A 22,684-nucleotide genomic window follows, 5' to 3' on the forward strand; every position below is an offset into this window, starting at 1 on the left:
GTTGCTGCTAATAAGCTGTGTGGTAAACCCCACGAGGAAACGGGTACAACATATGTATGAAGCTCTTTTAGGTATATTCTTGCTGGTTGGTATCGGGCTAATTGCTCTGGTTCTGCTACAGCAGGGTAAAGGTGCTGATATGGGTGCTTCTTTCGGTGCGGGTGCATCTAACACATTATTTGGCTCATCGGGCTCTGGCAACTTTATGACCCGTATGACGGCTATCTTAGCAACGCTGTTTATTGTTATCAGTCTGATTCTTGGTAACATGACTAGCAATAAAACTGGATCAAGCAGTAAATGGGATAATCTTGCTGAACCTGTGAAAGTTGAAAAACAAGCAGAAGTTCCAGTAACACCAGCAAAACCAAATAGTGATATCCCGCAGTAACTTTCAGTAACAGAATTGAAATAGGATTGTTCGTTTTAAATAGTTAATGTAACTAATCATTAAAAATAACAGTCCTAAAAAGTCAGTGCCGAGGTGGTGAAATTGGTATACACGCTACCTTGAGGTGGTAGTGCCTAAACAACGGGCGTACGGGTTCAAGTCCCGTCCTCGGCACCATTAATCTAGAAACTTGCGTTTTTAGTATTATCAGCGTAAGATTTGCCACGTTTTCGAACGCGGGATGGAGCAGCATGGTAGCTCGTCGGGCTCATAACCCGAAGGTCGTCGGTTCAAATCCGGCTCCCGCAACCACTTCTTAACAACCTGTATCTTTTCCAGAGTCGTCACCCAGCAGCCGTTAAGATATCGATCCTAATTTGCAAGGTTGCTTTGAAAGATATAGAGAGAAGTTGGTTGAGACCACTGGCAGTAAACAGGGTCCAGTTGCATAAAGCCCCGAGTATCGGGGTTTTTTGTTATTTGACAGCAGAACTACTGGGCTAATATAGCCCTTTTTTTATGTCTTGGGGGTGGGCTTGTCCACATTAGAGCAAAAATTAACAGAGATGATTTCAGCACCAGTTGAAGCTTTGGGTTTTGAATTAGTTGGCCTGGAGTTTATTCGCGCGCGCGTGTCAACGCTGCGGGTCTATATCGATAGTGAAGAGGGTATCACTGTGGATAATTGTGCTGATGTTAGCCACCAGGTCAGTGCAGTGCTTGATGTTGAAGATCCGATTTCAGTGCTTTATAACCTGGAAATATCTTCACCAGGGCTTGAGCGTCCACTGTTTAAGGCTGAACACTACCAGCGTTTTGTGGGTGATGAAGTCAGCTTATTGTTACGCATGGCAATGCAGAACCGTCGCAGATGGCAAGGTATCATCAAGGCTGTTGATGGTGAAATGATAACGGTTACGGTGGATGGAAAAGACGAAGTGTTCGCACTGAGCAACATCCAGAAAGCGAACCTGGTACCCCACTTTTAAAGTTCGGATGAGGCAACTAGGATGAATAAAGAAATTCTGGCTGTTGTGGAAGCGGTTTCTAATGAAAAATCACTCCCTCGCGAAAAAATCTTCGAAGCATTAGAGATTGCACTGGCGACAGCCACCAAGAAAAAGTATGAGCAGGAAATTGACGTTCGTGTTTGCATCGATCGTAAATCCGGTGATTTTGATACTTTCCGCCGTTGGTTGGCTGTAGAAGAAGTCACACTGCCAACACGTGAAATTACGTTGGAAGCAGCAAAATATGAAGACCCAGAGATGGAACTGGGTGGTTATATTGAAGATCAAATTGAATCAGTAACTTTTGACCGTATTACGACTCAGACTGCAAAACAGGTTATCGTACAGAAAGTACGTGAAGCTGAACGCGCGATGGTTGTTGACCAATTCCGTGAACAACAGGGCGAAATCGTGACCGGTCAGGTCAAAAAAGTGAACCGCGAAAATATTACCCTGGATTTAGGTAATAATGCTGAAGCGGTGATTTTACGTGAAGATATGTTACCACGGGAAAACTTCCGTCCAGGTGACCGCGTGCGCGGCGTCCTGTATGATGTTCGTCCTGAAGCTCGTGGTGCACAGCTTTTCATTACTCGCTCTCGTCCTGAGATGCTGGTTGAACTGTTCCGCATCGAAGTGCCTGAAATTGGTGAAGAGATCATTGAGATCAAAGCGGCTGCCCGTGATCCTGGTTCCCGTGCGAAAATCGCAGTGAAAACCAATGACAAGCGTATTGATCCGGTTGGCGCTTGCGTAGGTATGCGTGGTGCAAGGGTACAAGCAGTTTCCAGTGAGCTGGGTGGTGAAAGAATTGACATCGTGTTGTGGGACGATAACCCTGCACAGTTTGTCATTAATGCAATGGCTCCGGCGGATGTTGCATCTATTGTGGTCGACGAAGACAACTGCACGATGGATGTTGCCGTAGAAAACAGTAATCTTGCTCAGGCGATTGGCCGTAATGGTCAAAACGTTCGTCTGGCAGCACAGCTGTTGAAAAAACATCGTGGTGATGACAAGTGGGAACTGAATGTCATGACTGCGGAAGAGCTGCAAGCAAAACATCAGGCAGAAGCTCATGCTTCTATTGATACATTTACTAAGCATCTCGACATTGATGAAGATTTCGCCACCGTATTGGTCGAGGAAGGTTTCTCTACACTGGAAGAACTGGCTTACGTGCCAATCAATGAACTTCTGGCAGTAGAGGGTCTTGATGAAGAAACTGTTGAAGTTCTTCGTGAGCGCGCAAAAGCGGCCTTGACAACGCTGGAACTGGCTCAGAAAGAGAGTCTTAGTGATCAGCAGCCTGCCGAAGATTTATTGAATCTGCCCGGCATGGAGCGTACTTTGGCGTTTGACCTGGCTGCCCGTGGCATCTGTACTCTGGAAGATCTTGCCGAGCAGGGTATCGACGACTTATCTGATATCGAAGGACTGAATGATGAGAAAGCAGGAGAACTCATTATGGCAGCCCGAAATATCTGTTGGTTTGGCGATGATGCATAAATAAACTGTAGCAGGAAGGAACAGAATGACAGAGGTAACCGTAAAATTACTGGCAGAAGAGATCCAGACATCGGTAGAACGTCTAATCCAGCAGTTCACTGATGCTGGCATTCAGAAAACCGCAACTGACTCTGTTTCCCAGAAAGAAAAAGAAGCTTTGCTGGCTCACTTGAACCGCGAACAAGGTGGTTCTGGCGGCCAGCCAGGTAAATTAACACTACAGCGTAAAACGCGCAGTACACTAAACGTTCCTGGCACCGGTGGCAAAAGTAAATCGGTAGCGATTGAAGTCCGCAAAAAACGCACATATGTAAACCGCGACGCTGTTGAACAAGCTAAAGCGGAAGAACAGTCGCAGCGTGAAGCGGAAGAGCAGGCTCGGCGCGAGGTAGAAGAGAAGGCGCGGCTTGAAGCTGAAGCGAAAAAACTCGCGGCAGAGCAAGCTAAACGTGAAGCTGAAGAAATAGCCAAACGTGAAGCAGAAGAGAGCGCTCGACGTGAAGCAGAAGAAAAAGCCAAACGTGAAGAGGCAAAACCCTCTCAGCGTGAGGCGGCGGAAAAAGAAAAAGTGACTAAGCAACATACCGAAACCAAACAAAAATCAGTTCAGACTGGGTCTGCCGCGCAACAAAATGAAAAAGCGCGTCGCGAAGCTGAAGCTGCAAATTTAAAACGTAAAGCTGAAGAAGAAATGCGCCGTAAGGTGGAAGAGGAAGCGAAACGTGTTGCAGAAGAAGCGCGTAAAATGGCAGAAGAAAACAAAGACAAATGGTCTGATAATTCTGATACCAATGACAGTACTGACTACCATGTAACGACTTCTCGTCATGCCCGCGATGCGGAAGATGAAAATGATGCCAAAGTTGAAGGCGATCGTCGTTCCCGCACCCGTGGTGGCAAAGCTACCCGTCAGAAGAAGAATAACAAGCATTCTGAATCTAAAGCTGATCGTGAAGAAGCGCGCGCAGGCCGTACCAAAGGCAAACATCGCAAGCCGAGCACTTTACAGCAGAGCTTCACTAAACCTGTTGTAGCGGTTAACCGTGATGTTGTGATTGGTGAAACCATTACCGTCGCTGAGCTGGCTAACAAAATGGCAGTCAAAGGCGCCCAAGTCATCAAAACTATGATGAACATGGGAGCAGTGGTGACTATCAACCAAGTCATCGATCAAGAAACAGCACAAATGGTTGCCGAAGAAATGGGGCACAAAGTTATCCTGCGTCGTGAAAACGAACTGGAAGAAGCGCTGATGAGTGATCGTGATACAGGTGAAACGCTGGCAGAATCTCGCGCACCAGTTGTAACCATCATGGGTCACGTTGACCACGGTAAAACCTCCCTGCTGGATTATATCCGCTCCACTAAAGTGGCTTCCGGTGAAGCGGGCGGCATTACTCAGCATATTGGTGCCTATCATGTGAAAACTGAAAAAGGCATGATCACCTTCTTGGATACCCCAGGCCATGCTGCGTTTACTTCCATGCGTGCACGTGGTGCGAAAGCAACGGATATCGTTGTTCTGGTTGTGGCTGCGGATGACGGCGTAATGCCTCAGACGGTCGAAGCTATCCAGCATGCTAAGGCAGCAAACGTACCTGTTGTCGTTGCGGTGAACAAGATCGATAAACCAGAAGCTGATCCAGATCGTGTGAAGAATGAATTGTCACAATACGGCATCATTTCAGAAGAGTGGGGCGGTGAAAACCAGTTCATCAATGTGTCTGCTAAAGCAGGTATTGGTATTGATGAATTACTGGAAGCAATCCTGCTTCAGTCTGAAGTTCTTGAACTGAACGCTGTACGCAGTGGCATGGCAAATGGTGTGGTCATTGAATCCTTCCTGGATAAAGGCCGTGGCCCAGTTGCGACCATTCTGGTTCAGTCTGGTACGCTGAATAAAGGCGACATCGTTCTGTGTGGCTTCGAATATGGCCGTATCCGTGCGATGCGTAACGAACTTGGTCGTGAAGTGACTTCTGCTGGCCCGTCTATCCCAGTGGAAATCTTGGGTCTGTCCAATGTTCCATCTGCGGGTGATGAAGCGACAGTTGTTCGTGACGAGAAGAAAGCGCGTGAAGTGGCTCTGTACCGTCAGGGTAAATTCCGTGAAGTGAAGCTGGCTCGTCAGCACAAAGCTAAGCTGGAAAACATTTTTGCTAACATGGAAGAAGGTAAAGTATCTGAACTGAACATCGTTCTGAAAACTGACGTTCAAGGTACATGTGAAGCAATTTGTGATTCATTGCTGAAACTGTCTACTGATGAAGTAAAAGTGAAAATCATCGGTTCAGGCGTAGGTGGTATCACCGAAACTGATGCAACGTTGGCAGCAGCATCCAGCGCTATTATTCTGGGCTTCAACGTTCGTGCTGATGCATCTGCACGTCGTGTCATCGAAAACGAAAGTCTGGATCTGCGTTACTACTCCGTTATCTATAACCTGATTGATGAAATCAAACAGGCTATGAGCGGTATGCTGGCACCAGAATACAAACAGCAAATCATGGGGCTGGCCGAAGTCCGTGACGTATTTAAGTCACCGAAATTTGGTGCTGTCGCTGGTTGTATGGTGACAGAAGGTTCCATCAAGCGTAATAACCCAATCCGTGTTCTGCGTGATAACGTGGTCATTTACGAAGGCGAGCTGGAATCCTTGCGTCGCTTCAAGGATGATGTTAACGAAGTCCGTAATGGTATGGAATGTGGTATCGGTGTGAAGAACTACAATGATGTTCGCGTTGGCGATATGATTGAAGTCTTTGAAGTGATTGAAATTAAACGCTCCATCGATTAATACCATTATCTATCCAATAGATTTATTCCATTCTTGGGGGGCTTAATGCCCCCCAAAATGTCAGGAGATATAACAATGGCAAGAGAATTCAGTCGTACTCAGCGCGTTGCACAAGAAATGCAAAAAGAGATTGCCATCATTTTACAGCGTGAAGTTAAAGATCCGCGTATCGGCATGGCGACAGTCTCTGGTGTTGAGGTTTCCCGCGATCTGGCCTATGCCAAAGTATTTGTGACCTTTTTGAATGTTCTGGTGGAAGGACATGATTCAGAAATGGTTAAAGAAGGTATCAAGGCATTGAATGAAGCCTCTGGTTTTATTCGTTCCCTGCTGGGTAAAGCGATGCGCCTTCGGGTCATTCCTGAACTGACGTTTTCTTATGACTCCTCTCTGGTGGAAGGGATGCGTATGTCAAACTTGGTCAGCAACGTCGTGAAAAATGATGAGCAGCGCCGTACATCTGCGGATCACAACGAGGAAAAGTGATGGGTCGCCGTCGTAGAGGCCGTGCGATACACGGTGTACTGTTGCTGGATAAGCCACAGGATATCTCCTCCAATGATGCGTTACAGAAAGTAAGGCGGATCTTCAATGCCAGCAAGGCGGGCCATACTGGTGCGCTGGACCCACTGGCTACAGGCATGTTGCCGATTTGCCTTGGTGAAGCGACTAAATTTTCCCAATTCCTGCTGGATTCTGACAAACGCTATCGGGTGATCGCCCGTTTGGGGCAACGTACAGATACTTCAGATTCACATGGAACCATCATTTGTGAACGCGAAGTACAAATAACCCAATCTCAGCTTGATGACGCATTGGATACATTCCGTGGTGATACCATGCAGGTCCCTTCTATGTACTCTGCATTGAAACATCAAGGAAAACCACTGTACGAATATGCCCGTCAGGGTATTGAAATTGAGCGGGAAGCGCGTCCTATCACTGTTTATGAATTGCAATTCATTCGCTGGGAAGGGAATGAACTGGAATTGGAAATACACTGTTCCAAGGGGACTTACATCCGTACCATCATTGATGATTTGGGTGAACTTTTGGGCTGTGGCGCTCATGTTATTTATTTGCGCCGTTTACAAGTTGCCGATTATCCCAATCAAAGGATGGTAACGCTGGAACAGTTATATGAATTAAAACAACAAGCTGAAGATCAGGAAATTGAAGCGGGAACACTGCTTGATCCATTGCTATTGCCAATGGATACCGCTGTTGCTCATTTCCCTGTGATTCACTTGGCATCTGTGGTTGCGTCTTATTTTAAACAAGGGCAGCCAGTTCGAAGCAGTCACAACTTGGCTTCGGGTGAATGGGTGCGGGTCACCGAAGGAGATGAAAATAAATTCATCGGTATTGCGGTGATTGACGATGATGGGCTGGTAGCTCCCCGCCGTCTGGTTGTTGAAACTGAAATCGAATAATGATAGCAACTGATAAGGAATTCAAAGCAGACAAATTGTGTAGATGCAGTGAAGGGCACCGATTGTGCTGTCTTGCGCTTCACCTATTTGCAGCGTAGAATACCGCGTCTATATATGAGTTGCTGAATTAGAGATCGGCACTTGTCATTTTAAACTACATATTTGGAGTTATACTATGTCTCTAAGTACTACTGCAAAAGCGCAGATTATTGCTGAGTTTGGCCGTGGCGCTAACGACAGTGGTTCCAGCGAAGTTCAGATCGCACTGCTGACAGCTGACATCAACCAACTGCAAGGCCACTTTTCAGAGCACAAAAAAGATCACCACAGCCGTCGTGGTCTGCTGAGAAAGGTTGCACAGCGTCGTAAGCAACTGAACTACCTGAAGGGTAAAGATGTGGCACGCTATACCGCTCTGATTGAGCGTCTGGGACTGCGTCGCTAATCGATGAGTTTCGATGGAAAGGGGCCTAATCGGGCCCCTTTTCTTCTAGGAAACGGAATTGAGAGATGTTATACCGTTTCTGAAATTTGAATCTCTTCCGCTACAGTGACTCGCGCGGCTAATGAGAGTCCTTAAGGGAGTAAGCACTGTCATTAGTCGTGAGGGTGTAGCAAGAAGAGAAAATCCATTGTTGCTGAATCTTAAAAGTCGGCAACACTAACAAAGGAAAATTATTTTGCTGAATCCGATTGTTCGTAAATTCCAGTATGGTCAGCACACTGTGACCATCGAAACCGGCATGATGGCTCGTCAGGCGACAGCAGCCGTTATGGTAAATATGGATGACACGGCGGTATTCGTTACCGTTGTTGGTCAGAAAAAAGTAAAAACAGGCCAGGATTTCTTCCCCCTGACTGTTAACTATCAAGAGCGTACTTACGCAGCGGGTCGTATTCCGGGAAGTTTCTTCCGTCGTGAAGGCCGTCCGGGAGAAGGTGAAACCCTCGTAGCCCGTCTGATTGACCGTCCTTTGCGCCCTCTGTTCCCGGAAGGTTTCCTGAACGAAGTTCAAATCATCGCAACAGTTGTTTCTGTTAACCCTCAGATTAACCCTGATATCGTTGCCATGATCGGTGCATCTGCTGCACTGGCACTGTCTGGCATTCCATTCAATGGCCCAATCGGTGCTGCCCGCGTTGGTTACATCAACGATCAGTACGTACTGAACCCGACCAGAGATGAGCTGAAAAACAGCCGTCTGGATCTGGTGGTTGCAGGTACTGAAGGTGCGGTATTGATGGTGGAATCCGAAGCGGATCTGCTGACTGAAGAGCAAATGTTGGGTGCGGTTGTGTTTGGTCACGAGCAGCAACAGGTCGCTATTGAGAACATCAATGCACTGGTTGCTGAAGCAGGCAAAGAAAAATGGGATTGGGCTCCGGAGCCTATCAACCAGCCTCTGCATGACCGTGTTGCTGAACTGGCTGAAACCCGTCTGGGCGATGCTTACCGTATTATTGAGAAGCAGGAACGTTACGCTCAGGTTGATAGCATCAAAGAAGAAGTTTCTGCGATCGTCTTGGCAGAATCAGCGGAAAAAGGCGTTGAGCTGGATGAAAGCGAAGTGCTTGATGTGCTGTCCGGTCTGGAGAAAAATGTTGTTCGTGGCCGTGTTCTGCGTGGTGAACCTCGTATTGATGGTCGTGAAAAAGACATGGTTCGTGCTCTGGATGTTCGCACTGGTGTATTGCCACGTACTCATGGTTCGTCTCTGTTCACCCGTGGTGAAACACAGGCGCTGGTTGCGGCAACTCTGGGTACAGAGCGTGATGCGCAAGTTATCGATGAGCTGATGGGTGAGTATACAGACCGCTTCCTGTTCCACTATAACTTCCCTCCATACTCTGTGGGTGAAACCGGCATGGTTGGTTCACCAAAACGTCGTGAGATTGGTCACGGACGTCTGGCGAAACGTGGTGTATTGGCTGTCATGCCAAGTCCTGCCGAATTCCCGTATACAGTTCGCGTTGTGTCTGAAATCACTGAATCCAATGGTTCCTCTTCTATGGCTTCCGTTTGTGGTGCGTCACTGGCGCTGATGGATGCTGGTGTGCCAATTAAGGCCGCCGTTGCTGGTATCGCAATGGGTCTGGTGAAAGAAGGGGAAAACTTTGTTGTTCTGTCTGACATTCTGGGTGACGAAGATCATCTGGGCGACATGGACTTTAAAGTTGCGGGTAGCCGCGATGGTATCAGCGCATTGCAGATGGACATCAAAATTGAAGGCATCAACCGTGAAATCATGCAGGTTGCCCTGAATCAGGCCAAAGGTGCTCGTTTGCACATCCTTAACGTGATGGAACAGGCAATCGAAAGCCCACGCAACGATATCTCTGAATTTGCACCACGTATTCATACCATCAAGATCAATCCAGACAAGATCAAAGACGTGATTGGTAAAGGCGGTTCTGTGATCCGTGCATTGACAGAAGAAACCGGCACCACCATTGAAATTGAAGATGATGGTACGGTGAAGATTGCGGCAACTGATGGTGATAAAGCGCGTCACGCTATTAGTCGTATCGAAGAAATCACTGCTGAAGTTGAAGTGGGCCGTATCTATACCGGTAAAGTAACCCGTATTGTTGATTTCGGAGCATTTGTTGCTATCGGCGGTGGTAAAGAAGGGCTGGTACACATTTCTCAAATCGCAGACAAACGTGTAGAGAAAGTCACTGATTATCTGCAATTAGGTCAGGAAGTTCCGGTTAAGGTATTGGAAATTGATCGTCAGGGTCGTATCCGCCTGAGCATGAAAGAAGCCGTAGTTACTACCGATGAAGTGTCACAGGCACCGGAGTCATCTGTAGAATAAATTTGACGTAAAGCGCGGCGTCCTGTAAAAAGGGCGCCGTTTATCCCTAATTTATTTTGAATTGCAGTCAATAACGCTATAGTTCGAAGTTGAAGGGAAAAGTCAGTTTTGGGCAGGATGCCTGAAATATACAATGTGGGTGGAGTAACTGGGCATTCTGATTAATGTCTGACTTCGGGAGTGGGAAATGAATTCTTTTCTGCGCTGGTGGTATGTTGCGGCTATTTTTCTCCTTGTGGGATGTGGCAGCACTGGATGGCGTAAAAATGAAGTTATTGCTATTCCATTACAACCGACATTGCAACAAGAGGTTATTCTGGCTCGCATGGAGCAAATACTTGCGAGTCGATCATTTACGGAAGATGAGTATGCACAGCTTTTATATGAAAGAGGTGTGCTGTATGATAGCCTCGGGCTGAGGGCACTGGCGCAGAATGATTTTTCAGTGGCTTTGTCTCTCCGTCCTGATATTCCTGAAATTTTTAATTATCTAGGAATTTATTTTACGCAGGCAGGTAACTTTGATTCTGCCTATGAAGCGTTTGATTCTGTTTTAGAGCTTGATCCAACTTACAACTACGCGCGAATGAATCGCGGCATTGCACTGTATTACGGTGGCCGTTATCGATTGGCGCAGGATGATCTGCAGGCGTTTTATCAAGACGATCCAAATGATCCCTTCCGTTCGTTGTGGTTGTACCTTGTGGAAGTGAAAATCGATCCTAAGGTTGCAATGACTAATTTGTCGCACCATTTTGACAAAGCGAACCGGGGGCTATGGGGCTGGAATATCGTTGAATTCTATTTAGGCAAAATCAGTGAGAAAATATTGATGGAGCGTTTACAACAGAATTCAGCGGATAACACTTCGCTCGCTGAGCATCTCAGTGAAACTGACTTCTATTTAGGTAAACATTACCTAAGTCTGGGGGATGAGGATAGCGCAGCTGCGTTATTCAAGCTGACGGTAGCTAACAATGTTCATAACTTTGTTGAGCACCGCTACGCATTGTTGGAATTGGCGCTACTAGGCCAAAGACAAGATGATTTATCGGAATCGAACCAACAATAGCTGACGAACATTTTCACGACAGATTTTTAAGTCCACATCTTGCGGGATGGGGGCTTGTTTGTTCGTTTAATAACATAATTTGAGCCAGTTCACATTTTAAATGAAAATGACAGAAATTCTTTTCACTGTGTTATGTAGACTGGCCGCCACGATTAATGAGGCACCATTACATGACCACTGAGACTGAAATCTCTTTTGCTGATTTAGGATTATCAGCACCTATTCTTTCTGCACTGGAAGACTTGGGCTATGAGAAGCCTTCTCCTATTCAACAACAATGTATTCCACACCTGCTGAACGGTAGTGACGTGCTGGGCATGGCACAGACTGGTAGTGGTAAGACTGCGGCATTCAGCTTACCTTTACTGCATAACATTGATGCTGAACTTAAAGCTCCACAGATCCTTGTGTTAGCACCAACCCGTGAACTGGCGGTACAGGTTGCCGAAGCATGTTCAGATTTCTCCAAGCACATGCGTAACGTGAATGTTGTTGCACTTTACGGTGGACAGCGTTATGACGTCCAATTACGTGCTCTGCGCCAGGGGCCACAAGTTGTTGTGGGAACTCCAGGCCGTCTGCTGGACCATCTGAAACGTGGAACATTGGATCTGTCCAACCTGAAAGGTCTGGTATTGGATGAAGCCGACGAAATGTTGCGTATGGGCTTTATCGAAGATGTTGAAAACATCATGAGCCAGATCCCTGCTGAACATCAGACTGCACTGTTCTCAGCAACCATGCCTGAAGCGATTCGCCGCATTACCCGTCGTTTCATGAATGATCCACAGGAAGTTCGCATTCAAAGCAGTGTTACGAACCGTCCTGACATCAGCCAGAGCTACTGGTCTGTGTACGGAATGCGTAAAAATGAAGCGCTGGTACGTTTCCTCGAAGCAGAAGATTTTGATGCTGCGATTATTTTCGTGCGTACCAAGAATGCAACGCTGGAAGTGGCAGAAACTCTGGAGCGTAACGGTTACAACTCAGCGGCACTGAATGGTGACATGAATCAGGCGTTGCGTGAGCAGACTCTTGAGCGCTTGAAAGACGGCCGTTTGGACATTCTGATTGCAACTGACGTTGCAGCTCGTGGTTTGGACGTTGAGCGCATTAGTTTGGTTGTTAACTACGACATCCCAATGGATGCAGAGTCTTATGTACACCGTATCGGCCGTACTGGTCGTGCAGGCCGTGCGGGTCGTGCCCTGTTGTTTGTTGAAAACCGTGAACGCCGCCTGCTGCGTAACGTTGAACGCACTATGAAACTGACGATCCCAGAAGTTGAACTGCCAAATGCAGAACTTCTGAGCCAGCGTCGTCTGGAGAAATTCGCGGCTAATGTTCAGCAGCAACTGGAAAGCAGCGATCTGGATCAATACCGTGCTTTGTTGTCTAAACTGGGTACTGGTGAAGAGCTGGACATGGAAACACTGGCCGCAGCCCTGCTGAAAATGGCACAAGGCGAGCGCCCACTGATTCTGCCACCAGATCCAGTACGTCGTCCTCGCCGTGAATTCAACGATCGTGATGACCGTCGCCGTAACGGTAATGCTTTTGGCGACCGTGGTGACAGAGGTGACCGTGGTGATCGTGGCGACCGTGGTGACAGAGGTGATCGTCCTCGTCGTGAGCGCCGCGATGTGGGTGACATGGAACTGTATCGCATTGAAATAGGCCGTGATGATGGCGTTGAAGTTCGCCACATTGTAGGTGCAATTGCGAACGAAGGTGATATCAGCAGCCGTTATATCGGTAATATTAAGCTGTTTGCATCTCACTCTACGATTGAACTGCCAAAAGGAATGCCAGGGGAATTGCTGTCTCACTTCACGCGTACCCGTATTCTGAACAAACCATTGAACATGCAGTTGATGGGTGATGCACAACCATTTGAGCGCCGTGAACGTCGTGGTGGTGGCCGCAATGGTGGCAATGGTGGCAATGGTGGTAATGGCGGCGGTAACGGTGGCAATGGCCCACGTCGTGAGCGTGATGGTTTTGGCAATAACGGTGGTCGTCGTTTTAACAACGAACGTCGTGGCGGTGGTGAGCGTGGCTCTTTCCGTGGCCGTAGTAACGATGATTTCAATGGCGGTGCTCCACGTCGTCGCCAACAAAGCAATAGCAACAGCACTAGCAACGTATAAGCAAATACGTTATCGCCTGATTTGATAGGCGATTAGCTGTTACATTGAAAGTATCGCAATGATGTATTAAATAAGACCCTTTCTCTTTACGGAGAAAGGGTTTTTTACGTTTACATCATATGAAATTTAGGCTGGTTTTTTGGATATACGTTTATTCAACTCGCCTTTGGTTTCAATATCTGAAAGTAAGCGCTCACCTTGATGAATAACGGTTTTTCTTAGTTTGCCTCTGAAACCAGCATGAGCGACTTCCTGCAAAATGCGCTCTTCTACCGCACTCAATCCTCCTATAATCAGCCAAGATCATTTCCTTTGTTTATTTTTCCTGTAGGGTGACGAGATTATGCCTCAAACAGTGATTAATTTAACCCCAGTTCTTCTTTTAGCGGCTTCAGGTAACGACGGCTGACGGGAATACGTTCATCATTGCTCAGCACCAACTCCGCTTGCCCGTTTTCACCAAAAACAATTTCCCGCAATTGGGACATATTAACCAGATACTGACGATGACAGCGGGTCAGGGATGTACGGGTTTCCAGTGTGCGCAGAGTCAACTCAGTAAAACCTTCCTGACCGTTGGCATTCATAACATACACACCACTCAGGCGGGAAGTGGCATACAGAACATCATCCAATGGCATCAGCCATATCCGGCTATATCCGGTACAAGGAATATATTTCAGTTGCTCATCTTCGCGTTGCAGATCCGCCAGATTTTGCTTTTGATAGCCAGAGCGCAGCCGTTGCAACGTTTTGCTCAGACGCTCTTTTTCCAGCGGCTTTAATAGATAATCGAACGCATGCTCTTCAAAGGCTTGCACCGCATATTCATCAAACGCGGTTAAAAAAACAATATAAGGACGATGATCAGGGTCGAGCATTCCCACCATTTCCAATCCGGTAATGCGGGGCATTTGAATATCGAGGAAAACCACATCCGGTTTCAGACGATGAATGGCACCAATCGCTTCCACTGCGTTGGCACACTCACCAATGATTTGAATATCCGTTTCCTCTTCCAACAGACAACGTAGATTCTCACGAGCCAGAGGTTCATCATCAACAATCAATATATTCATATTTACGCCGCTTTTTTCGCCTCTTTTTCCAATGGTAAACATAAAATGACACGGGTAAATTCTTCGGGCTGGCAATCAACTTTCACGCCATAGGGTTTACCATAACGGAGCTGTAGACGTTTATCTACCAGACTCATTCCAAGTCCGTCTCCCATTTGTTTTGGACAATAAAGTCCCGCATTATCTTCAATCTCCACCAATAGCAAATTGGCTTCCTGGTGCGCTCTAATCGTAATTCTTCCTGTATCAAGTAACTGTGATGTGCCATGTTTAATGGCATTTTCTACCATCGGTTGTAGGGAAAATGCAGGTAGTTTTGCATTGCGCAGGGATTCCGGTATTTCTATAGCAATCTGAAGACGCTCACGGAAGCGCGCTTTCTCAATTTGTAAGTAAGCATTCACATGTTCTATTTCATTTTCCAGCGTGGCAATCTCTTCAGGCCGCTTCAAATTCTTGCGGAAGAATGTCGAAAGATACTGCACAAGCTGGCTGGCTTGTTGGCTGTCTCGACGGATAACTGCTTGTAGTGTATTTAGGGCATTGAATAAAAAGTGAGGATTCACTTGCGCGTGAAGCAGCTTCACTTCTGATTGCAGTAAAGATTGCTTATTCCGCTCATACTGTCCGGCAAGAATCTGGGCTGAAAGTAGACTGGCAATTCCCTCACCCAAGGTACGATTGATGGAGCTGAATAAACGGTTTTTGGCTTCGTAAAGTTTAATAGTACCGATCACCTTCTGATTTTCTCCCCGTAAAGGGATCACCAGCGCAGAGCCAAATTTACAAATTGGACTAAGGGAACAACAATAAGGGGTTTCATTCCCATCGGCATACACGACTTCATTATTTTCAATCGCGCGACGTGACTGTTCGGAAGCAATAGGCGTGCCGGGCAGGTGATGATCAGAACCGAGACCAATAAATGCCAGTAACTTTTCTCTGTCAGTGATAGCGACTGCGCCAATTTCCAATTCCTGATAGATAACTTTTGCTACACGCATACTGTTATCTTCATTGAATCCCTTACGCAGAATCCCTTCTGTACAGACAGCAATTTTCAAGGCCTGGGCAGAAAAGGCGCTGGTATATTTTTCAAAAATGGCGCGTCTGTCCAATAAGATGCGGATAAACATCGCTGCACCAATACTGTTGGCGATAATCATCGGGGCTGCTATATCCTTCACCAGATTCAATGCTTCATTGAACGGATTAGCAAGTAGCAGAATAATCCCCATTTGGGTGCATTCAGCAAAGAAAGTGACAACGACCGCCGTCCACGGATTCAGTAACTTATTAATCTGTCCCCGTTTCATCAGGTAAATATGGACAAGGCCACCGAGTACGCCTTCTACAATGGTGGATACCATGCAACTAAATGCAGTCATTCCACCGAGAGAATAACGGTGTAAGCCGCCAGTGAATCCGACCATTGCCCCTACGGTTGGCCCACCGAGAAAACCGCCGAGTACAGCACCAATCGCGCGCGTGTTGGCAATCGAGTCATTCACATTCAACCCAAAATACGTTCCCATAATGCAAAAGATGGAAAAGATAACGTAACACATCATCTTATGTGGCAAACGGACGGTAACTTGCAGTAGAGGAATAAACAGGGGGGTTTTACTCAGTAGCCAGGCGATCACCAGATAAATACACATCTGCTGGAGTAATAACAACACGAGGTTAAATTCGTACATATTTTTTCATTGTATGATTAATAACGACTATATATTTGATGTGCCATTATCAAAGGTTAAATTTAACGCCGTCAATAGGGCATTGGCAGGATAATCTATTTATAGGAAAGGAATTGGTGTGGAAAGGGTTATCCGCCCCGATTGGGGCGGATTGATAGCATTATTCCTTGCAGATAACGTAGTCGGTGACTATTTCATTAATAACGTGCTCGAACCCTTTGTCGATATTCACGGCAAAATGGGCATTTTTACCTTTTTCGTCTATCCCCGGGCTTGAAGAGCGATAGGAGCGATCTTGTGGCCAGCCGTATACATCATGCATAGTATTATCGGGATGGGCGAGGTATAGATCCCACAGCTCATTGACTGTTGGTAACGTTTCATGTGTTTTCCGACAGTACCATTCTGCTCCTTTGTAGACACGACGTGGCCAAATTTCACCATTTTCAACATAGGTGGTCATTCCTGGCATACCTAAGGCTTTTAATTCTGCTTGTAATTTGGGTCGGTCAAAGACCTCGCCATTTTTACCTACCATGGCTTCAGCCATATGCCCCCAAAAATTAGCGACAGGAACATCCGGGCTGGTTGGAACTGTAAAGATCATATCCTTAGTTTGTGGCGGCGCAGTACCATCCGCAGTGACAGAGAATGTCGTCTTCACACCAAGCCCGTTTGGATCGGTCACGGTAATATTGAGCATACCGTTTTCATCAGTGAAATCCTGATATTCAGTTGTTTTGCCATTGAATAATAGGGTGGGTTTTTCAGCAACATTCTGGCGATTCAGAGACTTAATAGCGTTCATTCTGACGTCCACATTTCTGACCAGCTTCCCGTGATAGAGGGTTTTGATCTTTAATGTAATTGGGGCATCTTTCTTTGCCTTATCAGCACTCGTTGTGATGATGACATCATCGGCAAGTCCCCTGACAGTTCCCCCTTTTCCTCCATCGTGGGTATGGTTGCCTTGTTCGGTACTCATGCTGGTATCAACAGTTTGGGTATTCCCGATAAGGCCAAGGGCGTTTTGTGCCTGTACCGCGATCGCTTTCACTGTCCCCGCATCTGCTTGTGTCAGTGTATAGTTAGGGAGCTTGCCGGACTCAGTAATCGTATGCCCTTTGCTAATATCAATATTGTCTTTATTCCCCCATACATAACGGGATTTATCCGTTGTATCGCCTTCATTGGCGTAAAAGGTATAGGATGCACTCAGGGTTTGCCCCATCTCCAATTTGCCAACGATGGTTAAATTTTTGACGAGTGGTGTACTTGGATGTACGAACATGATTTCGACAGGTTTGAGGGTAGTCCCATTCACTTCTGGCGTAATTTTTAATACCCCAATCTTTTCACCCGCAGTAAGGTGGGATTTATAAACACCCGGCTGAGTCTCTTGCATTTTTTCGATCTGTGGATCGCGACCTTCTCCACTTAATCCACTGGAGATTAATTTGATTTCGGAAGCAACCCCTTTGACTGGCTTGCCATCTTTATCTTTCAGGGTCAATGTCAGAAGAGTCGTGTCGCGATTATCCGCCAGTAGCTCTTTATCTTTTGCTGTAAAGGCAGAGCTATTGACATTGATTTCTGCTGGGAGTACCTGCACCTGCATTTCTACTCGTTTGGACGTATTGCCTTGTTCATCATAAGCAACGGCACCTACCGTGTAGATATTATTACCCTGTGGTTGATATTTCGGCAGAGTCAGCAGATAGTTTGTCCCGCCTTGATGTTGGATTTTACCGCCATTGACAAATAGGCTCGTGGCTTCCCATTGAATATCTTTAAATTCATACTTGCTGTTAACGCTGATATGGAGAGGTTTGGTTTCATTCTCATGACCGATAATCTGGTTCTCCATTGCCAGAGAGATCACTTCACGTTTGCGGTATTCCAGAACAATTTGATTATTACGATCAACCAAATCATAGCGACTGCCTTGCAGAGAATGCTTGAATGCTACGGCATCTGGATTAATCTGTTCTGACCACGGAGTGCCGATGACATAATTCAATTCCATATTGAACTGTGTTTCTCCGTTACCGGACATCTCTTGTTTGCGCTCAATGCCGAAAGTCAGCAGTGGAACCGGAGTATAATTAATTCCGACCGTAAACATAGAAGGATTCTGGCTTCGGTGATCTTTATTGATTAAGCTAACTTCATTCCCGAAATACTGTTCATATACTAACTTACCGCCGAGTTGTGGTAAGGCGGGGGCATAGCCTTGTACTCTCAGATCGAATCCATTGGCTGGTCGCTCATCATAGTCAGTCAGAAGAGGTGATTCTTTCCAGTTGCTTAAGCGGAGATAGCCGTTTGCGCCCAATTTCAGATAATCACGGGCATATTCGGCACCGAGGCCAAATCGGGTATTATCACCGGTGAAATCATGGTCAAGGAAAGCATTGTAGCCGAACATCCAGCCATCAAAAAAACGACGTTCTCCTAGCCCGATATTGAGGGTATTGCGTTTATCGATACGGCGGAAACCGAACTGGGTAAAATCCAGCCGGCTGTGGGTATCATGCAGTGGCAACAACATATCTAACTGGCTGCCATTCAGGCTTCCATGACTATCCACATTGGTTTGCACACGAACTGTGCCGTAATGTGCTAACCAATTTTTAATTTGTTGATTAGCCTCACTCGTGACCAGATTGCCTAATTGATTTATTGCTCCGTTCTTAATGTTGTTATTGATTAATAGATGACCAACCTGAGAGGCAACCTCAGCCAGACGATGTGACTCTTCATCCGGAGCAGAAGTTTTGTTCAATGAAGATTGATCTAACGAAGAATAGTTGAAAGGCAGAAATTTATTGGTTCGAGGTTTAGGGACATCAATTTCGCTGCCGACACCAAGTGTCATAAAAGGTTTGCTGAAGGTGCGTAGTTGATTAATTTTTTTCAGGTCAGTGACGGTTAAACCGTAGCGCTTGGCGACGGTATTGACGGTTTCCCCTGATTTCAGGATATAAGGCTCTGTTGGTCGTGCTAATTTTTCATTTTGAAAAGTCGCTTGTGTTTTGGCACTAGCGATAGCGGGGGCAAATGTACCAGCAACCGGAAACACAAATTGAGTGATAATGTTCACCCACGCTACACGTTTCAGCCTATTTTGCTGATTCCGTAGCCACGGCTTATCGAATTTTCTGTTCATAACTGTAAACCTGTAAAAATAAAAAACATCAAGCGATAACCAGCAGTAAACCTATCCATTTCAGAATATTACGTTCTATTTACTACCAACCATGAGCCGTGTATCCAGAAGGAAATCGTCAAATCATGACGAAATAGTGAGATAACAATACGGAATTGCCTGATCTGAGATATCACGAAATAGTTAACAAACTCTGTTGAGTGGTTAGCGTGTAGACTATTGATCTGGAGTTTTGTCTTTATAAGGTTTTTTATTCCAACATAAAATCAATTATTGATCAATATAACTTTTGTGATTAATCATTGTTAAAAAACAGGGAGTATAGGAAAAAAGTAGATTTGATGAGATCAGACATTGTTGTTGCAGGGAAAAGTTGTGCGCCAGAGATCATCATTGCTTCTAAAGCGACAGGTCGGGTCGTTAATCTCCATGTGGGACACTGACCTTTATTACTATGCCGATCTTCTATATTTCAGGAACGATTTGGCCGCCTCAGTCGATGCCTGATTGGGTAAGGATGGTTTCATCGGCTTTGCCATCAACTTGGGCCACAAAAGCGATCGCAGGCATCAACCAAATGGGACTGCCATTGCACAGTGTATTCCGGGATATTTCCCAGCGCGTTAAGCGATTTTTTTATCCCTGAGCAGAAAACATTTACGCGAACTGTTAATTAGGTTACGGACTGCTCATTAAAGATAGATATTTAAAGTTTACATTTATGACGAAAGGGAATAATAGAAATTCTTTTTTTTACATTCTCATTATTTATGTATTTAGTTAATATCATAAACCTGTTAAATAGAGTCACGATATTATCGATATAGTTAGTTAGCTTGATATCTGAACAGCACAAGCCTGATGTCTTTCAGGCTATGCCAATCAATGGTATTGCTGTTTTATATATTTAATGTTTGTTACGCAATGGAAAAAGTGAAGTGGTGAACTGTTTCTGAAGGTTGTTTAAATCATAGACATTAAACGATGATTAAACTGTTTCAGTTTATGTCTATGCTTTAATTTATAACTGAATGAGTTAATAATAAATAAAATTAGAAAGGATTCTGGTGCTAATTTTTTCAAGGCTTTTTCTATATAAAAACAAGAAGTATCTTACTGTTTTCGTAAGTAGAAGATATTGATGGTTTTTAAAAATATAAAAGGGGATTGTAATGTTAAAACTTGGATTTGTCATAGGGACGAGACCTGAGGCAATTAAGTGTGCTATCCCAATTATAGAAATGCGTAAAGATGATCGCTTTGAACCAATTATTATATCTACTGGACAACATGATGAGATGTTACATTCTACTCTTTCAGTATTTGGAATAACAGCAGATATAGATTTGAAAGCTATGCGCGAAAGATAAACCATTTCTGGTGTAACACATAGAATATTAGAAGGATTATCTAAAGTTCCTATAATACAGGAGATTGATGCAATCGTTGTGCATGGAGATACTGCTTCCACTGTTGCGGGAGCATTGTATGGTTTCCAAAATAGAATCCCTGTAATTCATATTGAAGCCGGATTACGTAGTGGAAATTTTTATTCTCCTTTTCCTGAAGAGGGTAATCGGCGTCTGGTAGCACAAATAAGTTCATTGCACCGACCAATTTTTTAATAAAAAATGGTTATGTAGTAAAGAGACAGATATGTTGAAACAACCTTCTTTGACAAAGATATCTCCTTTAATATCAAATAGTAAATAATGGACAAGTAGAATGAAAATAACAGGGGCTAACCATCAAATATTATTAGAATTTTCAAATGATTTATTACCATCTATAGTTGATTTTGATGAAGGTAATTTATCTCTTGAAGCACGAATCGTTCTACATTTCAACCAGATTAAGCGGGATGTGACTTCTGGAGATGCTCATGAAGCGTAGTTTAGTTGGTGAGATAGTTATAATCACTGGGGCAGGTTCGGGTATCGGGCTTGCTGCTACCACTGAATTTTTAAAAGAGGGGGCATATGTTATTGGAGGAGATATTAATCTAGAGCAACTTTATGAATTGCAGGAAGACAAATTCTTATTTCCTTATCAGTTTGATGTCAGAAATCCTTCAGATATTGATGGTCTTATCAATACAGTCATCAGTAAATTCGGGAGGATAGATATTCTGATTAATAATGCTGCATTAGTAGAGCCTAGGGAGAGTTTTCTTGATGTAACAGATGATGATTGGCATTCTACAATCGAAATCAATCTGCTTGGCTACATTCGAATGGCCCGGAGTGTATTACCTTATATGCGTAATCAAAAAAAGGGTATTTTACTCCATATAGCTTCTGAAGCAGCATTAATGCCAAATTTAAATCTTCCTGATTATAGTATCTTGAAATCTTCAATTCTAACGCTATCTAAAGTCATATCACGGGAGTTTGGCAAATATGGTATTCGCTCCAATGTTATCTCTCCTGCTTTTATTCATACCGCTATCTACGATAAGCCTAAGGGGTTGATAGCCCAGCTTGAACAAAAATATAAAGTTGGACGTGAAGAGGCATTACAACGCTACATTAAAGAAGTTGATATTGTTGTTGGTAGACTAGGGCGACCTGAAGAAGTGGCGGCTTTACTCTCATTTTTGGCTTCAGAATCCGCTGCATTTATCACTGGTGCAAATTATTTAGTAGATGGCGGAGTGACTCCTTTTATCTAATTAAAGAAATAGATTAAGACTTAGCTTGTCTAATGAGGATGAATAGAGGTTTATATGAATATAAATTTAGAAGGGAAAATTGCATTAGTCACGGGGTCGACAGCAGGCATTGGGTTAGCCATTGCGCACAGTCTATATAAAGCAGGTGCCTCCGTTATTTTAAATGGAAGAAGTGAAGAGCGGTTAATTCAGGCAGTTAATAAATTTAATGGTTCAGATCGCGTTTTTACTGTAGCTGCTGATGTTGGAACCAGAGAAGGATGTGAATTAATTAATCAGAAATTTCCGGATATTGATATCCTTATTAATAACGCTGGAATTTTTTCCCCTAAGCCAATTTTTGAAATCAGGGATGAGGAATGGCTTGACTATTTTAATATCAATGTCCTAAGTGGGATTCGTCTGGCTCGTTCATATATTCCACCCATGATAGAGAAAAAGTGGGGGCGCGTGGTATTTATTTCCAGTGAATCAGCCTTACAGATACCGCTAGAAATGCCACATTATGGCCTGACCAAGACCGCCCAAGTCGCAGCAGCAAGAGGATTCGCCCAAGCCGCTGCTGGAACAGGAGTCACCGTCAATAGTGTTCTACCCGGGCCAACTGAAAGTGAAGGGGTTGAACGATTTGTTAGAGAACTTATCACAGATCCTACACTTTCAATTGAGGAAGCGGGAAAACGCTTTATTGAGACAGCACGTCCCGCATCGTTGCTGGGGCGGTTGGCAACGGCTGAAGAAGTTGCTAATGCCGTTGTTTTTTTAACTTCACCACTGGCTTCTGCGATAACCGGCACTGCCTTACGTGTTGATGGTGGCGTCATTCAAAGTATTTTGTAAGATGAAAGGAACAAGTCGGGATGATGATAATTTTACTGACTTGT

19 protein-coding genes, 2 tRNA genes and 1 pseudogene are annotated in these 22,684 nt (G+C 45.0%); 18 read left to right on the plus strand and 4 right to left on the minus strand.

Annotation, left to right across the window (positions count from 1 at the left end; genetic code table 11):
- Positions 1–52 precede the first annotated feature (52 nt).
- The 12 genes from secG (at position 53) to AAC854_RS05265 (ending at position 13,181) form a co-directional block, all read left to right on the plus strand.
- On the plus strand, positions 53–391 hold the full coding sequence (secG, locus tag AAC854_RS05210) for a preprotein translocase subunit SecG (RefSeq protein WP_340616179.1): 339 nt from the start codon (positions 53–55) through the stop codon (positions 389–391).
- An 87-nt stretch (positions 392–478) separates the two neighbouring features.
- A tRNA-Leu gene (locus AAC854_RS05215) sits at positions 479–568 on the plus strand.
- Positions 569–626: 58 nt separating this feature from the next.
- Positions 627–703, plus strand: a tRNA-Met gene (locus AAC854_RS05220).
- Between the two features lie 224 nt (positions 704–927).
- Complete coding sequence (rimP, locus tag AAC854_RS05225; RefSeq protein WP_340616180.1) at positions 928–1,380, plus strand: ribosome maturation factor RimP; 453 nt, start codon at positions 928–930, stop codon at positions 1,378–1,380.
- Between the two features lie 21 nt (positions 1,381–1,401).
- A complete protein-coding gene (gene nusA, locus AAC854_RS05230; RefSeq protein WP_340616181.1) occupies positions 1,402–2,910 on the plus strand; it encodes a transcription termination factor NusA in 1,509 nt (502 codons plus the stop codon).
- Positions 2,911–2,935: 25 nt separating this feature from the next.
- Positions 2,936–5,707 carry a translation initiation factor IF-2 gene (infB, locus tag AAC854_RS05235; protein ID WP_340616182.1) on the plus strand — a complete coding sequence of 924 codons (2,772 nt, stop codon included), beginning with the start codon at positions 2,936–2,938 and terminating at the stop codon, positions 5,705–5,707.
- A gap of 75 nt (positions 5,708–5,782) precedes the next feature.
- Complete coding sequence (gene rbfA / locus AAC854_RS05240; protein ID WP_340616183.1) at positions 5,783–6,193, plus strand: 30S ribosome-binding factor RbfA; 411 nt, start codon at positions 5,783–5,785, stop codon at positions 6,191–6,193.
- Positions 6,193–7,140, plus strand: a complete 948-nt coding sequence (truB, locus tag AAC854_RS05245; RefSeq protein WP_340616184.1) for a tRNA pseudouridine(55) synthase TruB — start codon at positions 6,193–6,195, stop codon at positions 7,138–7,140. Before rbfA ends, truB begins: the two co-directional genes overlap by 1 nt.
- A 175-nt stretch (positions 7,141–7,315) precedes the next feature.
- A complete protein-coding gene (rpsO, locus tag AAC854_RS05250; protein WP_047962380.1) occupies positions 7,316–7,585 on the plus strand; it encodes a 30S ribosomal protein S15 in 270 nt (89 codons plus the stop codon).
- Positions 7,586–7,820: 235 nt separating this feature from the next.
- On the plus strand, positions 7,821–9,959 hold the full coding sequence (pnp, locus tag AAC854_RS05255) for a polyribonucleotide nucleotidyltransferase (RefSeq protein ID WP_340616185.1): 2,139 nt from the start codon (positions 7,821–7,823) through the stop codon (positions 9,957–9,959).
- A 187-nt stretch (positions 9,960–10,146) separates the two neighbouring features.
- Positions 10,147–11,031 carry a lipoprotein NlpI gene (gene nlpI / locus AAC854_RS05260; protein WP_340616186.1) on the plus strand — a complete coding sequence of 295 codons (885 nt, stop codon included), beginning with the start codon at positions 10,147–10,149 and terminating at the stop codon, positions 11,029–11,031.
- Positions 11,032–11,201: 170 nt separating this feature from the next.
- Positions 11,202–13,181 carry a DEAD/DEAH family ATP-dependent RNA helicase gene (locus tag AAC854_RS05265; RefSeq protein ID WP_340616187.1) on the plus strand — a complete coding sequence of 660 codons (1,980 nt, stop codon included), beginning with the start codon at positions 11,202–11,204 and terminating at the stop codon, positions 13,179–13,181.
- Positions 13,182–13,307: 126 nt separating this feature from the next.
- Here AAC854_RS05265 and AAC854_RS05270 read toward each other — a convergent pair whose 3' ends face one another.
- The 4 genes from AAC854_RS05270 to AAC854_RS05285 form a co-directional block, all read right to left on the minus strand.
- Positions 13,308–13,463, minus strand: coding sequence for a hypothetical protein (locus AAC854_RS05270; protein ID WP_340616188.1), 156 nt, complete (start codon positions 13,461–13,463; stop codon positions 13,308–13,310).
- 77 nt (positions 13,464–13,540) lie between these two features.
- Positions 13,541–14,260, minus strand: a complete 720-nt coding sequence (btsR, locus tag AAC854_RS05275; protein ID WP_340616189.1) for a two-component system response regulator BtsR — start codon at positions 14,258–14,260, stop codon at positions 13,541–13,543.
- A gap of 2 nt (positions 14,261–14,262) precedes the next feature.
- Positions 14,263–15,960 (minus strand): LytS/YhcK type 5TM receptor domain-containing protein, encoded by a 1,698-nt coding sequence (locus tag AAC854_RS05280; protein WP_340616190.1) that lies wholly within the window; start codon positions 15,958–15,960, stop codon positions 14,263–14,265.
- A 160-nt stretch (positions 15,961–16,120) separates the two neighbouring features.
- Positions 16,121–19,129 carry an inverse autotransporter beta domain-containing protein gene (locus AAC854_RS05285; RefSeq protein ID WP_340616191.1) on the minus strand — a complete coding sequence of 1,003 codons (3,009 nt, stop codon included), beginning with the start codon at positions 19,127–19,129 and terminating at the stop codon, positions 16,121–16,123.
- 436 nt (positions 19,130–19,565) lie between these two features.
- Here AAC854_RS05285 and AAC854_RS05290 point away from each other — a divergent pair.
- From AAC854_RS05290 to AAC854_RS05310, 6 genes and pseudogenes are all read left to right on the plus strand, one after another.
- A pseudogene (locus AAC854_RS05290) lies at positions 19,566–19,742 on the plus strand (ABC transporter permease); the annotation flags it as partial.
- A 559-nt stretch (positions 19,743–20,301) separates the two neighbouring features.
- The gene (locus AAC854_RS05295; RefSeq protein WP_340616192.1) at positions 20,302–20,499 is read left to right on the plus strand and encodes a hypothetical protein; all 198 of its coding nucleotides are present in this window, start codon (positions 20,302–20,304) and stop codon (positions 20,497–20,499) included.
- A gap of 3 nt (positions 20,500–20,502) precedes the next feature.
- The gene (locus AAC854_RS24220; RefSeq protein WP_422824052.1) at positions 20,503–20,754 is read left to right on the plus strand and encodes a UDP-N-acetylglucosamine 2-epimerase; all 252 of its coding nucleotides are present in this window, start codon (positions 20,503–20,505) and stop codon (positions 20,752–20,754) included.
- Between the two features lie 100 nt (positions 20,755–20,854).
- Positions 20,855–21,022: a hypothetical protein gene (locus AAC854_RS05300; RefSeq protein WP_273547721.1), complete on the plus strand. Its 168-nt coding sequence runs from the start codon at positions 20,855–20,857 to the stop codon at positions 21,020–21,022.
- Positions 21,012–21,800 carry an SDR family NAD(P)-dependent oxidoreductase gene (locus AAC854_RS05305; RefSeq protein WP_340616193.1) on the plus strand — a complete coding sequence of 263 codons (789 nt, stop codon included), beginning with the start codon at positions 21,012–21,014 and terminating at the stop codon, positions 21,798–21,800. The genes AAC854_RS05300 and AAC854_RS05305 overlap by 11 nt, the downstream gene beginning before the upstream one ends.
- A 54-nt stretch (positions 21,801–21,854) precedes the next feature.
- Positions 21,855–22,640, plus strand: a complete 786-nt coding sequence (locus AAC854_RS05310) for an SDR family NAD(P)-dependent oxidoreductase (protein ID WP_340616194.1) — start codon at positions 21,855–21,857, stop codon at positions 22,638–22,640.
- Positions 22,641–22,684 lie beyond the last annotated feature (44 nt).

Origin of the sequence: Xenorhabdus entomophaga (genome assembly GCF_037996725.1) — a bacterium.
GTDB classification, from domain to species: Bacteria; Pseudomonadota; Gammaproteobacteria; order Enterobacterales; family Enterobacteriaceae; genus Xenorhabdus; species Xenorhabdus khoisanae.

Excerpts from the sequence above, each read along its gene's own strand:
- secG (WP_340616179.1), top strand. The coding sequence starts at position 53 with ATGTATGAAGCTCTTTTAGGTATATTCTTGCTGGTTGGTATCGGGCTA.
- nusA (WP_340616181.1), top strand. The coding sequence starts at position 1,402 with ATGAATAAAGAAATTCTGGCTGTTGTGGAAGCGGTTTCTAATGAAAAA.
- infB (WP_340616182.1), top strand. The coding sequence starts at position 2,936 with ATGACAGAGGTAACCGTAAAATTACTGGCAGAAGAGATCCAGACATCG.
- rbfA (WP_340616183.1), top strand. The coding sequence starts at position 5,783 with ATGGCAAGAGAATTCAGTCGTACTCAGCGCGTTGCACAAGAAATGCAA.
- truB (WP_340616184.1), top strand. The coding sequence starts at position 6,193 with ATGGGTCGCCGTCGTAGAGGCCGTGCGATACACGGTGTACTGTTGCTG.
- rpsO (WP_047962380.1), top strand. The coding sequence starts at position 7,316 with ATGTCTCTAAGTACTACTGCAAAAGCGCAGATTATTGCTGAGTTTGGC.
- nlpI (WP_340616186.1), top strand. The coding sequence starts at position 10,147 with ATGAATTCTTTTCTGCGCTGGTGGTATGTTGCGGCTATTTTTCTCCTT.
- AAC854_RS05265 (WP_340616187.1), top strand. The coding sequence starts at position 11,202 with ATGACCACTGAGACTGAAATCTCTTTTGCTGATTTAGGATTATCAGCA.
- btsR (WP_340616189.1), bottom strand. The coding sequence starts at position 14,260 with ATGAATATATTGATTGTTGATGATGAACCTCTGGCTCGTGAGAATCTA.
- AAC854_RS05280 (WP_340616190.1), bottom strand. The coding sequence starts at position 15,960 with ATGTACGAATTTAACCTCGTGTTGTTATTACTCCAGCAGATGTGTATT.
- AAC854_RS05285 (WP_340616191.1), bottom strand. The coding sequence starts at position 19,129 with ATGAACAGAAAATTCGATAAGCCGTGGCTACGGAATCAGCAAAATAGG.
- AAC854_RS05295 (WP_340616192.1), top strand. The coding sequence starts at position 20,302 with ATGTTAAAACTTGGATTTGTCATAGGGACGAGACCTGAGGCAATTAAG.
- AAC854_RS05300 (WP_273547721.1), top strand. The coding sequence starts at position 20,855 with ATGAAAATAACAGGGGCTAACCATCAAATATTATTAGAATTTTCAAAT.
- AAC854_RS05305 (WP_340616193.1), top strand. The coding sequence starts at position 21,012 with ATGAAGCGTAGTTTAGTTGGTGAGATAGTTATAATCACTGGGGCAGGT.
- AAC854_RS05310 (WP_340616194.1), top strand. The coding sequence starts at position 21,855 with ATGAATATAAATTTAGAAGGGAAAATTGCATTAGTCACGGGGTCGACA.